Raw genomic sequence first — 13,454 nt, forward strand, 5'->3', positions numbered from 1 at the left:
ATGATTCGCACGTGGTGGATAGCGCTGTGGTTGCTGCTTGTCGTTGCTGCATCAGGAAAAGCCCAGCCTACTCAGCTCCGGTTTGAACACCTCACGGTTAACCAGGGCCTTTCCAATCATTTAATCTATGCTATGCTCCAGGATAGCTACGGGTATCTATGGTTTGCTACCGACAATGGTCTCTATAAATACGACGGCTATACGCTGGTCACGTACAAAAAGATTCCGGGCGATACCACCTCACTTGCCGGGAACTCGTTGCCCCAACTGATGGAAGACCGGGATGGTAATTTATGGATCGGTATGATGGGCCAGGGTATGTGTAAGTTCGATCGTCGGACGGAAACATTTACCTGCTATCCACCAACCCCGCTTACGCTTCGCCAGGGCAGCATCAATTCGCTTTGCGAAGACCAGGAAGGGTTTATCTGGGTTACCAACGGACAAGCCGAACTTCGGCGATTTGATAAAAAAACCGGCACCTATTCCCGCATCAACTATGCGTCTCTGCTGTCTGAGCCGTCGGCTGAGGGTAAACCCATCACTCCGATTATCAATACGATCTACCGCGATAAAACAGGGTACATATGGCTATGCAGTGACCGTGGCCTGTATCGAATGCAGGTAAGGACGAACGGCCAGGGTAAGCCCCCGCAAGTCAGTTTTACTACGTACCGCCACGACTCAACCAAACCGGGTAGCTTAAGCCACGATAAAGTGTGGGAAGCCTATGAGGATCGAGCCGGTACGCTTTGGGTAAGCACTGAAAATGGAATAAACCGGTTTGATCGAAAAAGGGAGACCTTCACGATTTTCCCGTATAGGCAGCCCCCTCCGCAGGTAAACAAAGCATCCATCAACAGGCATTTCCGCCACTTCGCGGAAGACCAGCAGGGGAATCTCTGGTTAGGCTGCGCCAGCGAGGGTCTGTTTCGGTTCGACACAAAACGCATGCAATTCGACCGCATTCGCCATAACCCGGTTGATCGATCCGGTCTAAGCAGCGATTGTGTGCTGTCTTTACTGGTCGACCGGTCCGGTTTGTTATGGGTTGGTACGTACGGCAAAGGAATCGACATTGTCAATCTCACCGAGCCGTTCCAGCACTACGAACCCCTACCCTATGATACGCGGTCGTTGCATAACGAATTTGTTCAGACCATTCTGGAAGACCGATCGGGTACCGTCTGGATTGGAACCGGTTTTGCGTTGAACCGGCTGGATCAGCGAACCGGTCAATTCGTGCAGTATCGCCACAGCCCCATTGATCCAACGAGTCTGCCCAATTGGAATGTTGAGGCCATGCTCGAAGATCGAGAGGGAAACTTGTGGGTGGCCAGCGGGGGCGAACTGGCCCTCTTCGACCCGAAAGCTGGAACGTTTACCTGTTTATCACGACAAACAAAGCGGTATCCGGGGTTGAGTGGCCAGGCAGCAATTCTAACGCTGTATGAAGATCGGCAGGGCCTGCTCTGGCTGGGTACGACCTACGGCCTGAAGAGTTTTAATCCTAAAACAGGTCAGGTCGTTTACTACGCCCCTCAGCAAAAAAACGGAATCAGCGATGCCCATGCTACGTCTATACTGGAAGACGACCGGGGCAACTTGTGGATCGGTACAGGGAGCGTTGCGTTGAATCGGTTAGACCGCAAGACGGGTCGTTTCACTTACTACCGACCCGATCGACACAAGCCCGGCAGCATTACGTCGGATGGCGTTCCCTGCATCACTCAGGATTCGAAAGGAAATTTATGGTTCGGTACCCTGGGTGGCGGCCTGTGCCGGTTCGACTACCGGACGGAAACATTTCAGGCCTTTACGCAAGCCAACGGGCTGGCCGACAATACCATCTTTTCGATCACAGAGGATAATCAGGGTAATCTCTGGCTGGCCACCACGAAAGGACTTTCCCGGTTTTCGGCGAATCGCACCACCTTTTCCAATTACGATGTCAACGACGGGCTGCAAAGCAATGGCTTTCGACACGCTCATTGCAAAGCGAAAGATGGTACATTGTACTTTGGTGGCAATAACGGCTTCACCGTATTCAACCCTCGCCAACTGACCATCAACCGGCATGTTCCGCCACTGGCCATAACCCAGATCAAGCTATTTGATACCCCCCTGACCGGCAAAACAGGCACCGACACCATCGAACTGACCTACGACCAGAACTTCCTTTCCTTTGAGTTTGCCGCGATGGATTACACCAACCCGGCCAAAAATCAATACGCCTACAAACTGGACGGGCTTGAACCAGACTGGGTGCATAGCGGTTCGCGCCGGTACGTCAGCTACACCAATCTGGCTTCCGGTACGTACGTATTTCGGGTCAGGGGTTCAAACAACGATGGTGTCTGGAACGACAAAGGTGTGGCCCTGCAGGTTATCATCCACCCACCCTGGTGGCAAACCACCTGGTTCAGACTGCTGGCGGGTCTATGTTTCGTGCTGCTGGCTATCGCGTCGGTTCGGCTGTACACCAGGGCCCGGCTACGTCGGCAGCGGACTAATCTGAAGCGCGTACTACAGGCACAGGAGGAAGAACGTCAACGGCTGGCGGCCGATCTGCACGACGATTTAGGGGCAACATTATCGGTTATTAAAGGACAGTTGCAAACGCTTCATCGAACCCATGAAGGATTGGAAGGGCCGATTCAATTAATGAAGAAAGCCATCATTGACCTGCGCCACATCTCTCATCACCTCATGCCACCCGAGTTTGTCAGGCTCGGGCTGGTCGAAGCCATCCGGGAGATCGTCAGACGGGCCGAAGCGGGTTCCGACATCCGCTTTCTGTTTATCTCTTTCGGCCAGGAACGACGGCTTGATCACGAAACCGAGCTGACTATCTATCGCATTGCAGTTGAGCTTATTAACAACGCAATCAAACACGCGGGCGCGACTCAGATCACAATACAATTGATTTTCTATCCTCAATACGTATCTTTATTAGTCGAAGATGATGGTCGGGGTTACGCAATTACGGCTCAGAACGAACAGTTTGGGATTGGCCTGCGTAATATCCGCTCCCGAGTTGCCTATCTGAAGTCGAAACTGGCAGTCGATTCCGGCGAGGCAGGCACGACCATCACCTTAGAGGTGCCGTATTAATTCCTGAACCATGATTTCCGGTATCAAGCCGACTACTGTTCTCATTGCTGACGATCATCAATTGTTTAACGAAGGTCTGCGCAACCTGCTTACCTTCGACGGAACTCCGTTCAGGGTTGTTGAGCAGGTTTACACCGGCTCAGACGTAATCCCCGCCATTCATACCTGGCGGCCGGATGTCGTGCTGCTGGATATCAACCTGCCGCAACGTACCGGGCTTGACATTGCGCGGGAGGTGGTTCGGGAGTTTGCCAACGTTCGGGTGGTTATCGTTTCGATGTACAGCTACCAGAAATTCGTGGACGAACTAAAGGCAATCGGCGTAGCCGGCTATCTGCTGAAAAGCGCATCGCAGCAGGAGTTGATTTCCTGCCTGGATCATGTCATGCAGGGCGGCACTTACTTTGATATTCGATTAGGCGGTAAAGCGGGTGATCTGCACCTGGAGGATGATTTTGTCAAGCGGTTCAAGCTTTCGCCCCGGGAGCTGGAAGTGATCGTTCTGCTGAAAAACGGTCTGACAACGGCTGAGATTGCCCAGCGCCTGTTTCTGTCCGACGAAACGGTGAAGACCCACCGAAAGAACATTTATTACAAACTCAATATCAACAGCCTCGCCGAATTGATCCGGTTTGCCAATGAACAGGGCCTGTGATCTACGGGCTGTACGTTCGTAACAGAGAGCAACCGCTTTCAGACTGTACTGCTACGTTCTACAACAGATTCAGGCGATTCATCAATTCGGCTTTGTTTGCCCGGCTAATCGGAACTACTTTATTGGCAATCACCAGGTTGTTCTCCTCAATATCAACAATTTTGTCCAGGTGCACGATGTATGAACGATGCACCCGGAGAAACTCTCGTCCCAGCTTTTCCTCCAGCGATTTCATGGTCGTATACACTACGAATGTCTGCTGATTCGTAATAATTTTTACGTAATCACCCATATTCTCAATGTACGAAATCGTTTCGTAGGGGATACGTATATAACGGCCGTCTGTCTTGACGTATATATCTTTCCGATGGTTGGCGGTAGCCTGAATGGTTTTGCTCCGGTTGCTCAGTTCCAGCACTTTTTCGACGGCCAGCTTGAACCGGGGAATGGCAATGGGTTTTTTCAGATAATCAGCGACCTGATACTGGAATGCATCAAACGCATACTCCGTCTTGGTTGTCGTTAAAACGACCTGCGGAGTTGCGGGGAGCCGCTCCAGCAGCTCAAAACCGGATAACCCCGGCATCTCGACATCCAGCCAGATCAGGTCTACTTCCTGTTCTGCCAACACCTTGAGCGCTTCGGTCGCATTTTCACAGACCGCTAGCAATTCCAGCGATTCGTGTTGCTCACAAAGCCTTTGAAGCGACTTTCGGGCCATAAGCTCGTCGTCGACAATGATGCATTTAAGTATCATACTAACTGGTAAGATAGTGTTGCCATTGTGCCTCAATCAGAGGTTTCTTATTTGTCAGTTCGGCGCAAAAGCCCTGCCAAAGATTCTGAATATCAATAACATCCGGGTCACCAGACGCCATTTCTTCCAAACGTGCCATAACCTTTTCGAGCTTCGGCAGGCCCACCATCCGCAGCGTAGGCTTTAACTTATGGGCCAGCTGGCGAACCTCGGCCCATTGCTGCTCACGAATAAGTGGCTCAAAGGCGTCGAACTCCGGCAGAATCTGTTCCAGAAATGTCTGAAACATATCGGCCGCATACTCCATATCGTCGCCGTAGAGGTTGGTGAGCTGCTGCTGATCCAGCACTGTCAGGTCGATGACAGTTGTAGTCGGCACGATTTTAGCCGACGCGTATTTCTGAAGCAGCTCCAGGAGGGTTGCCGGGTAGAACGGTTTACCAAGGAACTCATTCATACCGGCTGCGTGCAAGCTTTCCTGATGGTCCAGCATGGCCGAAGCTGATAACGCCACGATGGGAACCTGCTGGTTTGGATTGGGCTTTGTTCGGATTGACCTGGCGGCTTCGTACCCATCCAGAACGGGCATCTGAATGTCCATCAGAATGAGATCAAACCTCGACCGCTGGGTCACGTCTACCGCTTCCCGACCATTCCTCGCTATCTGGTACGTTACCCCCCACTTCGTCAGCAATGCGCTGACGTACCGCTGGTTCATCAGATTATCTTCTACCACCAGTACGTTCATTTGACTAACGAGGGCGGCCGATTCTGGGGTACCGGGCTGACTGCTCGCTTTACGCTTCACATACGGCAGCGAAATGGTGAATACACTACCCTGCCCTACAGCGCTCTGCACGCTGATCTGCCCCCCCTGCAAGTCGACCAGTCGTTTGGCAATGGTCAGGCCAATACCTACCCCCTTCTGTTTTTGACCGAGGTGGCTGATTTGCTGAAACTTCTCAAAAATCTGTTCCCGTTTGTCGTCCGGGATACCCATTCCGGTATCCGCAACGTCAAACTCGATCCAGGCTTTATTGCCTTCCTGCTTTTGCAACCTGGCCGAAAGCCGGATTAGCCCGGCTTCGGTAAACTTTTCGGCATTGCTCAGCAGGGTATACAGGATACGGCGTAATAGGGAACTATCACCGACGAAGCTATCCGAAAGCCCATTGCCAATAGCAAGCTCAAAGCTAACCGACGACTTCGCCAGCTTATCTCTGAACTCGTTCGCCAGGGTCTCGAGCAAACCAGCTACGTTGAACGGTTCGGGTTGAACGTCAATCCGAGCGGAATCAATTTTAGCCATGTCCAGCAGGTCAGAAACCAGCTCATGCAGAAAATCGGCCGATGACCTTAACATGTCGAGGTATTCCTGCTGCTGAACAGACGGGGATGTATCGTACAGCAAATTGGTCATGCCAATAATGGCATTGAGGGGTGTACGCATCTCATGGCTCATGTTGGCCAGAAACTGATTCTCGGCGATCCGGGCCTCCTCGGCTAAACTTCGGGCTGATTCCAGCTCCTGTTCCAGTTGTTTGCGCTCCGTGAGATTATAGTGAATACCGATTGAGCCAACAACCTGCCCTTTTTCATTCGTGATCGGGACGCCACTGACGAGCGCCCAGACGGTATGTCCATTTTTATGCAAAAGGGGTAATTCGTAGGAACTTGACTGGCCGTGTTTCCGCTTTTCCTGCTGTCTCTCAAGCACATCGGCATTCCCCGGTTTTACAAAAAGCTCACTGGCGTTTTTCCCAAGCAGTTCGTCCTCGCGGTAGCCAATCATCTGACAGAAGCGGTCGTAGGCCCGAACAATGATCTGGTCGTTGTCTACTTCAAGCAGACCCAGATCCATGTTATTCATGATCCCCCGGTACTTCTCTTCGCTTTTACGCAGTTGGTCAAGGGTGGTACTCACCTGAAGCAACTGCTCTTTGAGCACAGAAAGCTCATTGGTGCGTTGTTCCAGCATTTTCTCAGCCTGCATACGGGCAGTCTGCTCCTGCGCAGCCGAGACAGCTTCCGTATCAAGCTTTTTACGATTCATTATCAAGAAGTGAGTGAAATAGTGACAAAAATGCCAATTTGATTTACTTGCTTTTACAAGCTCCTGCTTAATCGCATAAAAATAATGTCAAAATACCATACAATAAACGCGAGGTGCTTTATTGAGGCTTATTTTTAATTTATATTTAGCCAATTTCAGTAACAATTTATTTTTCGGGGGAGAATCCTACCAAAAAACGGGTGAAACCAGCAGTTCATCGAAAAAGCCAGCCTTCCGGCGGGTCGTCAAAGTACCTTTGACTCATCCTTTCAGCCTCAATTGACATGAAAAATCTTTTGCTTGTCTTCACCCTGTTACTGAGCCAGCTTACCTGGGCACAATCTGAACTGAAACCCGGTTTCGACCTGCTCGAAGCGGGCAAGTTTGCCGAAGGCGCTTCATTCTTCAAAACGTATCTGACCACCAAAGACTCGACCAACCGTACGGCCCTGCTGTGCTACGGCCGGGGTATTGGTCTGTCGGGTAATGTTGCTGAGGCACAACAGGTGTTTCAGAAACTCCAGCAGCGCTACGCCGACGATTTTGAAATTGGGCTGAACTGGGCCGAATCGCTCATGTGGGCGAAACAGTACGCCGAAGCAAAAACCTACTACGAAAAATTACTGACCCAGCAGCCTACCAACTTTGCAGCTACCCTCGGCTACGCCAACGCCCTTTCATCCCTGCACAGCTACCGTCAGGCCCTGACGTATGTGGAGCGGGCGAATTTGCTGCAGGCCGGTAACGCCAGCGCCCGCATCAGCCGGAAATACATCAAACTCGGCTTAGCCGACCAGCTCTCAAAAAACCAACAATATGGTGAAGCCGCCCAGTTGCTGGAAACCATCTTACAGGACTTCGCTAACGATAAAGACGCCCTCTTCGCCAAGGCGCAGATCCTCGTTACGCAGGAGCGTTATGCAGACGCTCAGCGCGTTTACCAGACGCTGGTCGAAAAGCCGGAGAACCAACCGAACGCTTACTTAGGTCTGTCGTATCTGTCGTTTCTGCAAAAGAAAAAGCAACAGGCACTTACCTACGCCAATCAGGCAATTGCGGCTGCCAACGCCTATCCCGAAACGCAGTTAAAAGCGCAACTGGGTCGCGTGAGTGCGCTGGGCTGGAACGAAAAGTTCAGGCAGGCGTTTGCCCTGCTGGACTCCCTCGACAGCCGCTACCCCAACAACGTGGACGTTACGGTTTCCCGCGCCACCTTGTCGGTCTGGAACAAGCAGTACGCGAAAGGAGCCGAATTGTACCAGCAGGCCCTGCAACTGAAGCCCTCTTCCTTCGACGGTAATTTGGGCTACGCTGACGCCCGCCACGCCGAAGGGAACGATGCGGAAGCCTACCGCTACGTTCGCAAGACCCTGGAATTTTACCCCAACCAGTTGGACGCTACGCGGTTCATGCAGCGGCTCGACCTGGCTCATAAACCCACCGTAACAACACAAGCTTTCGTTAGCCGCGATAACGGCAACAACGTATCGACGAACTACAGCCTGAATGCCGCCTTTGATCTGAACACCAACTTCCGGGTGAACGTGGGCTACCGCGAACGGTACGTCGGTACGGTCAGCGAAGGCAGAAACGCCAATGTTAAAACCATGACGGCTGGTTTTCGGACGCGGCTGGCTCCGTTCTGGACGGTATCCGGAAACGCCGGATTGATCCGGTTGCAGAAAGACAGCACCGTCAGCCACCTGAACGTTAACATCACGAATGAGTTTAAGATTGGCCGCTACCAGATGGCCGATATTCGCTACAACCGCGATGCGCAGAACTTTACGGCAGGGCTCGTTGGCTATAATATCACCTACCACAACCTGATTGGTACCTACAACCTGGCCACGCCATTTAAACTGGGCTTTTACTCGCAGTACATCCACACCCTGTATTCAGACGATAACCAGCAGAAATCACTTTTCGCATCGCTGTACTACGACCTGAAATACGCGCCGGTCATCAAAGCGGGTGTCAACGTGCAGTTGATGAGTTTCGCTCAACAACGGCCGGAAGTTTACTTCAGCCCCTCGCAGTTTATGTCGGTCGAGAGTTTCTTTCACATTGAAAACCTGACCATGCCCAAGCAGAAACTGCTGTATCAGGTAGCGCTCGCGGGGGGGGTGCAACGCATTGAACAGGAAGCCTGGCAGCCTACGTACCGCCTGTCGTTTCAGAGCGGCTACCGACCGGCTAAAAATATAGAGATCATGGCATACGTCCTCAAAAGCAATATCGCTACATCCTCCGTTACGGGTTATTCGTACTCTGAAGCGGGATTAAAAGGAAGATGGGTGATTGTTAAATAAATCGTTACCTACCGTTTACTTGGATCGGGGCCGCTGCAGCATTGCAGTGGCCCTTTGTTTTGGGAGTCGCGCCAACAACCCCTGAGCGTACCAGCATCTGTAGATACGTTTTATTGATAATAGCTAACTAAAATCCCCGGAAAGTTTTCAAACACCCGCCGATTTCTGTCATTCATCGAAAAAGCCCCGTAAAAGGCCATATAAGGCTGACATTTGACTATAAATCAAAGCCATTATGAAGACGGAAATGCTACGTAACCTGGAAGTCGAGAAAGACGTATTCGTATCCAACAATAACCTGACCCATGTTTTCCGGCTCAGCGGCCATCTGTGCTCTACGGATGCTCTTTGGCTAAAAGAAACCCTGCGCAGCTTCGAGTACTCCGAAACGATCCTGCTGGACCTCAGCAACGTCGTGAAAACGGATCTGATTGCTGTCAATGCGGTGGCGACAGGCCATAAAAAACACACACTCCGCGTTGTGATGCCCGCCAGCCCCGAAGCCGCCGAAATCTTCTACCTGACCAAATTCACGCAGATTCTGAACCTGATTCCTTCGCTGCCTGTCGTTCATGAAAACGAAGTTTACGCTTAAGAACGGCCAGTTGCTGGGCGATGGCGCGATCCTGATGATCAGCGCCCTGTTGGTCAACATCGGCAACTACGCCTTTAATCTGGTCGCGGGTCGGCTGGTGAACCCGGCGGTCTTTGGCGAGGTTAGTCTGCTGGTAACCATGCTGCTGGCGTTGTCGTTCGTTGCGATGGCGTTTCAGTTGACAGCCTCCCGATTTACGGACGCCCGTGCTTTTTTGATGCAGGCGGCCTGGCGAAGCGGCCTGGTGCTCGCGGTAGTCTTCATTGCGTTAGGTAGCGCCGTTCAGCGATTCTTCCAGTTATCGTCTTCTCTACCACTGGTTATCCTGGCCTTGTCGATTCCTGTATATTTCGCGATGAGTGTCGGACGGGGTTCGCTGCAAGGTAAGCTGAACTACCGCCGATTAGCCGGTACGTATCAGGTTGAGATGTGGGTACGGCTGGCGTTAGGGCTGGGTCTGATCGCCCTTGGCTGGGGCGGCATGGGCGTTTCGGTCGGCTTACTGGTTTCGCTGGTAGCCTGCTACGTGTTAGCCCAATCGAATGCGACCCGCCAGTCGGCCGAGGAAACAACACCCTCCGAACGAAAACTGATCGGGGCGTTTTTCGCCACTACGCTGCTGTACGAACTTAGCCAGATCCTGATCAACAACAGCGACGTTTTGCTGGTAAAACACTATTTCAACGGTCACGACGCCGGGCTGTATACGGCGCTGTCGATGATCGGTCGGGTGGTGTATTTTGGAACGTGGTCGGTCGTGATGGTGCTGTTTCCGAAAGTGGTTGAACAAAAACAGAAAGGCTTGCCCACCACTCATCTGTTCTGGGGTAGCCTTGGAATTGTCGGAATTATTTCCGCCCTCGTCGTGTTGGCCTGTCTGGTTCTGCCGACCCTGATCGTAACTGTTCTGTTTGGCGATCAATACCTAACTGTTAGTCCGTATCTGTGGCGGTATGCCCTGGCCACGACCTTCTTTGCCCTGGCCAACGTGTTTGTGTATTACCACCTTTCGCTCGACCGCCGGACGCCCGTCCTGCTTTCCGTACTGGCCGGTATGCTGCAAATCGGTTTGATCCTGATCTGGCATGAGTCCTTTACGCAGGTGGTCAATTGTCAGGTCGTTGCCATGCTGGTCCTGTTTCTGTCGCTGGTTGTGTATCACGCTATCGTCGCGCTTTCCGCTCGTTCAGCAGCCGCACAAAATGCAGATAGTACCAGTCTACAATATCAGCCATCGGCAGCGTAACCGACGCGAAATAGTTGTTGGTAGCCAGTTCCCGGCGGTACGTGTCATCTTCCAGCACCCGCTGAATGGCATCGGCCAGGCTTTCGACGTTGTCCGGCTCAAAAAATGCGCCATCGTAACCTTCTTCTTTCACCAGTTGGCCAAGGTCGCCGATGTTGGGCAGAATAGCCGCCCGCCCGTAGCTACCGGCCTGGTGCAACACGCCCGAGCTACCGGTAGTGCTGGTATACGGAAACACAACCACGGCGCTTTCCCCGAAAATGCGCGGCACGTCTTCTTCAGCCACGTAGCCCGTAAAGCGTAGTTGCGGTACGTGCGCGTATTTCTGCTTCATCTCGTCCAGATAACCGGCTTTGTTGGGGCTGTCCGTACCCGCAATCACAATTTCCATATCCAGTGTAGTCCGGCTACGAACCAGTTCAACGGCTTCGATCATGGCTTCGACGCGCTTATACGTACCGAATTTGCCGAACGTCATGACCTGCATCGGACCGGGCGGCAAGGCAAAATCCGGCATGGGCGGCAACTCAAAACTACCGTGCGGCACCAGGGCTACGTTTTTAGCATTGTATTTTTTCTCCAGCACCTGCACGTACTTGGCGATCGTTACCGTGACCAGATCGGCGCTCAGGATGAAGCGTGTCAGCATGGACCCAATAAACTGGTAAGCCGCCGAAAGGACCGGGTTTTTCGTAATCCCGGCCGCTCCGAGATCCACCTCCTCCAAAATGTTATGCAGCAGAACTACGGACGGATAGCCGGCTTTTTTGACCAGAAACGGCGTCTGTAGACCCAGGGCGGCCGGTATTTTCTGATCGCCGAAAAACAGAAACTGAATATTGAACAACACCACATCCGGCTTCGTCCGCCGAACGGCCTGTAGGATATTGACGGGGTTCGACCAGTTGTTGAACTGCCAGACGGCCTCGACACGAATGGGGCATCCCTCATCGTCGAAGGTATAGTGCTGACCAGCGGGGAGTTTATCCGCAATCAGAATAACCTCTTTGACATCCGGGTTCCGGCGAAAATGCTGCACCAGATAAAAGCCGTATTCATTCAGGGTACCCTTGCCCGGTGGGTAGGTAGAGACGATGGCGACACGTAGCGGTTGTGACATAGCGTGGTTGTTTTAAGGAGAAGTTTACGGTTTCAAGACGTTTACTACGGGTTTCGGCTGGCCATCCGCGCGTAGAATACCAAAATGTTTCTGCGGCTCCCGCTGCCAGGGCTTATTGCCGACAATATCTGGAGGTACTTCGGTGAAATCGTACAGTGTCCAGAGCAGATACGGAATGTTCCTGTTTCGCTTCAACACATCCCTTACCCGACTGACGTAGTTTTCCTGATCCGCTTCCGACTTCCCGAACGGCGCCCACACGCCCCGGTAGGTTGGCTGACCGAACTCTTCCAGCATGAGCTTCTTCTGCGGTACTTTCCGTCGCAGATCGGCAATGCCCTGTTCCAGTTGCTCCAGCGACCGGTATGAGTGAAAGGACACAAAATCTACCTGATTGGCCAGCAGGTGCGCATTTTCAGGATACGCCCAGCCAATGGTGATCAGGTGATTGGGATCAAACTGCCGGGCACGGCCCGCGATCCAGTTCAGCCATTCTTTTACGTCGTCGGGATCGTGGTGCTTAAAGTCCAGATCCGGTTCGTTTTTCAGGTCCCAGGCCAGCAACGCCGGGTGCCTGTTCAGTCGGGTCAGGATTTGTTCGAGCTGGCGATCCGTAGCGGTCAGGTTCAGCAGCCGGTAATCGCCCACGAAGTCAAACAGCGTAACAAGTACTTTCAGGTTTTGGTCGTCGGCCAGATCGAGCAGGTTTTCAAGCTGGTCGAGCCGTTCGGGAGGTACCTTGCCCTTGCCGAAGTCATGGAAGTTGACAAACACCCGTGCGGTATTCAGACCCAGCTCACGAATCCGGCGAAAATCCGCCTTGATCACCTTCGGGTCGTATTGCTTCCAGAACAGCGACCAGGGCGATTTCTGTGGGTAATAATTCACCCCGGCTGGAAAGAAGGGCCGGCCATTGACCACAAACTGGTTTTCCTCCATTCGCACAAATCGGGCGCGATCGGTGGGCTCAACCTGAGGGATACGTAACGGGGCCGCTTCCTGCCGAACCATATGTTTGATCCGCCAGTAGCCATCGTCGAGCAGCATCACGACCTGATAATCAGCCACCGACTGGTCCGTATACAATTTCTCCTGCGTATCCGTTCGATACAGCCGTTGCTTCAGCAACAGGTGGTGGTCCGTAAAGGAAACAATCTGGCCATCAGCGGAATAAAAATGCAGTTGAAGGTAATGATCCACGTCGGTTTGGTGCAGCCGGTGGCCCTGTTGCGTCAGTTCGGTCACGGACGCCGTCGCTTTCGGTAGGGCGTCGGTGGTAAAGTATTCCTTCATGCCGATGGGCTTCCCCGCCAGGTAGCTCAGTTGCCACTGGTACCACGCCCGGACGTAATCGCCGACGATTTGCTCCCGGGTAAAATCTTCCATCGGCCGACCCGTTGCGGAATCGTCGGGAAGCCAGACCACCCGAGGGGTGTGCGATTCGAGCATGACGGTGGTCAGGTTCAGGGCTTCTTCGCGCTTAGCACCACTGTTGACGTATACCCAAAATTGTCCCACAGCCGCGACGAGCAGCGCCACCACCGCCAGTCCCGACGACCCGATCAATACTCGTGAATACGGTTTACTGATAACCACAGGCAC

9 protein-coding genes are annotated in these 13,454 nt (G+C 52.7%); 5 read left to right on the top strand and 4 right to left on the bottom strand.

Going from position 1 to position 13,454, the window contains the following annotated elements:
• Both BN8_RS19785 and BN8_RS19790 read left to right on the top strand, forming a co-directional pair.
• Positions 1-3,114 (top strand): ligand-binding sensor domain-containing protein, encoded by a 3,114-nt coding sequence (locus BN8_RS19785; RefSeq protein ID WP_229368215.1) that lies wholly within the window; start codon positions 1-3, stop codon positions 3,112-3,114.
• Between the two features lie 10 nt (positions 3,115-3,124).
• A complete protein-coding gene (locus BN8_RS19790; protein WP_009283711.1) occupies positions 3,125-3,769 on the top strand; it encodes a response regulator in 645 nt (214 codons plus the stop codon).
• A 58-nt stretch (positions 3,770-3,827) separates the two neighbouring features.
• On the opposite strand, the gene BN8_RS19795 is transcribed toward BN8_RS19790, so the two are convergent.
• On the bottom strand, positions 3,828-4,526 hold the full coding sequence (locus tag BN8_RS19795) for a LytR/AlgR family response regulator transcription factor (protein ID WP_009283712.1): 699 nt from the start codon (positions 4,524-4,526) through the stop codon (positions 3,828-3,830).
• Between the two features lies 1 nt (position 4,527).
• A complete protein-coding gene (locus tag BN8_RS19800) occupies positions 4,528-6,579 on the bottom strand; it encodes a response regulator (RefSeq protein ID WP_009283713.1) in 2,052 nt (683 codons plus the stop codon).
• A gap of 284 nt (positions 6,580-6,863) precedes the next feature.
• On the opposite strand from BN8_RS19800, the gene BN8_RS19805 reads away from it, so the two are divergent.
• The 3 genes from BN8_RS19805 to BN8_RS19815 all read left to right on the top strand — a co-directional run bounded on the left by BN8_RS19805 (position 6,864) and on the right by BN8_RS19815 (position 10,732).
• The gene (locus tag BN8_RS19805) at positions 6,864-8,891 is read left to right on the top strand and encodes a tetratricopeptide repeat protein (RefSeq protein ID WP_009283714.1); all 2,028 of its coding nucleotides are present in this window, start codon (positions 6,864-6,866) and stop codon (positions 8,889-8,891) included.
• Between the two features lie 235 nt (positions 8,892-9,126).
• Positions 9,127-9,486, top strand: a complete 360-nt coding sequence (locus BN8_RS19810; RefSeq protein ID WP_009283715.1) for a hypothetical protein — start codon at positions 9,127-9,129, stop codon at positions 9,484-9,486.
• The gene (locus BN8_RS19815; RefSeq protein WP_009283716.1) at positions 9,464-10,732 is read left to right on the top strand and encodes an oligosaccharide flippase family protein; all 1,269 of its coding nucleotides are present in this window, start codon (positions 9,464-9,466) and stop codon (positions 10,730-10,732) included. Before BN8_RS19810 ends, BN8_RS19815 begins: the two co-directional genes overlap by 23 nt.
• Here the strand turns inward: BN8_RS19815 and BN8_RS19820 are convergent.
• Both BN8_RS19820 and BN8_RS19825 read right to left on the bottom strand, forming a co-directional pair.
• Positions 10,650-11,852 (bottom strand): glycosyltransferase, encoded by a 1,203-nt coding sequence (locus BN8_RS19820; protein ID WP_009283717.1) that lies wholly within the window; start codon positions 11,850-11,852, stop codon positions 10,650-10,652. The two genes, BN8_RS19815 and BN8_RS19820, sit on opposite strands and share 83 nt — an antisense overlap.
• 24 nt (positions 11,853-11,876) lie before the next feature.
• On the bottom strand, positions 11,877-13,448 hold the full coding sequence (locus BN8_RS19825; protein ID WP_040006373.1) for a cellulase family glycosylhydrolase: 1,572 nt from the start codon (positions 13,446-13,448) through the stop codon (positions 11,877-11,879).
• Positions 13,449-13,454: the final 6 nt, after the last annotated feature.

Source organism: Fibrisoma limi BUZ 3 (assembly GCF_000296815.2).
GTDB lineage: Bacteria > Bacteroidota > Bacteroidia > Cytophagales > Spirosomataceae > Fibrisoma > Fibrisoma limi.

Excerpts from the sequence above, each read along its gene's own strand:
- BN8_RS19785 (WP_229368215.1), top strand. The coding sequence starts at position 1 with ATGATTCGCACGTGGTGGATAGCGCTGTGGTTGCTGCTTGTCGTTGCT.
- BN8_RS19790 (WP_009283711.1), top strand. The coding sequence starts at position 3,125 with ATGATTTCCGGTATCAAGCCGACTACTGTTCTCATTGCTGACGATCAT.
- BN8_RS19795 (WP_009283712.1), bottom strand. The coding sequence starts at position 4,526 with ATGATACTTAAATGCATCATTGTCGACGACGAGCTTATGGCCCGAAAG.
- BN8_RS19800 (WP_009283713.1), bottom strand. The coding sequence starts at position 6,579 with ATGAATCGTAAAAAGCTTGATACGGAAGCTGTCTCGGCTGCGCAGGAG.
- BN8_RS19805 (WP_009283714.1), top strand. The coding sequence starts at position 6,864 with ATGAAAAATCTTTTGCTTGTCTTCACCCTGTTACTGAGCCAGCTTACC.
- BN8_RS19810 (WP_009283715.1), top strand. The coding sequence starts at position 9,127 with ATGAAGACGGAAATGCTACGTAACCTGGAAGTCGAGAAAGACGTATTC.
- BN8_RS19815 (WP_009283716.1), top strand. The coding sequence starts at position 9,464 with ATGAAAACGAAGTTTACGCTTAAGAACGGCCAGTTGCTGGGCGATGGC.
- BN8_RS19820 (WP_009283717.1), bottom strand. The coding sequence starts at position 11,852 with ATGTCACAACCGCTACGTGTCGCCATCGTCTCTACCTACCCACCGGGC.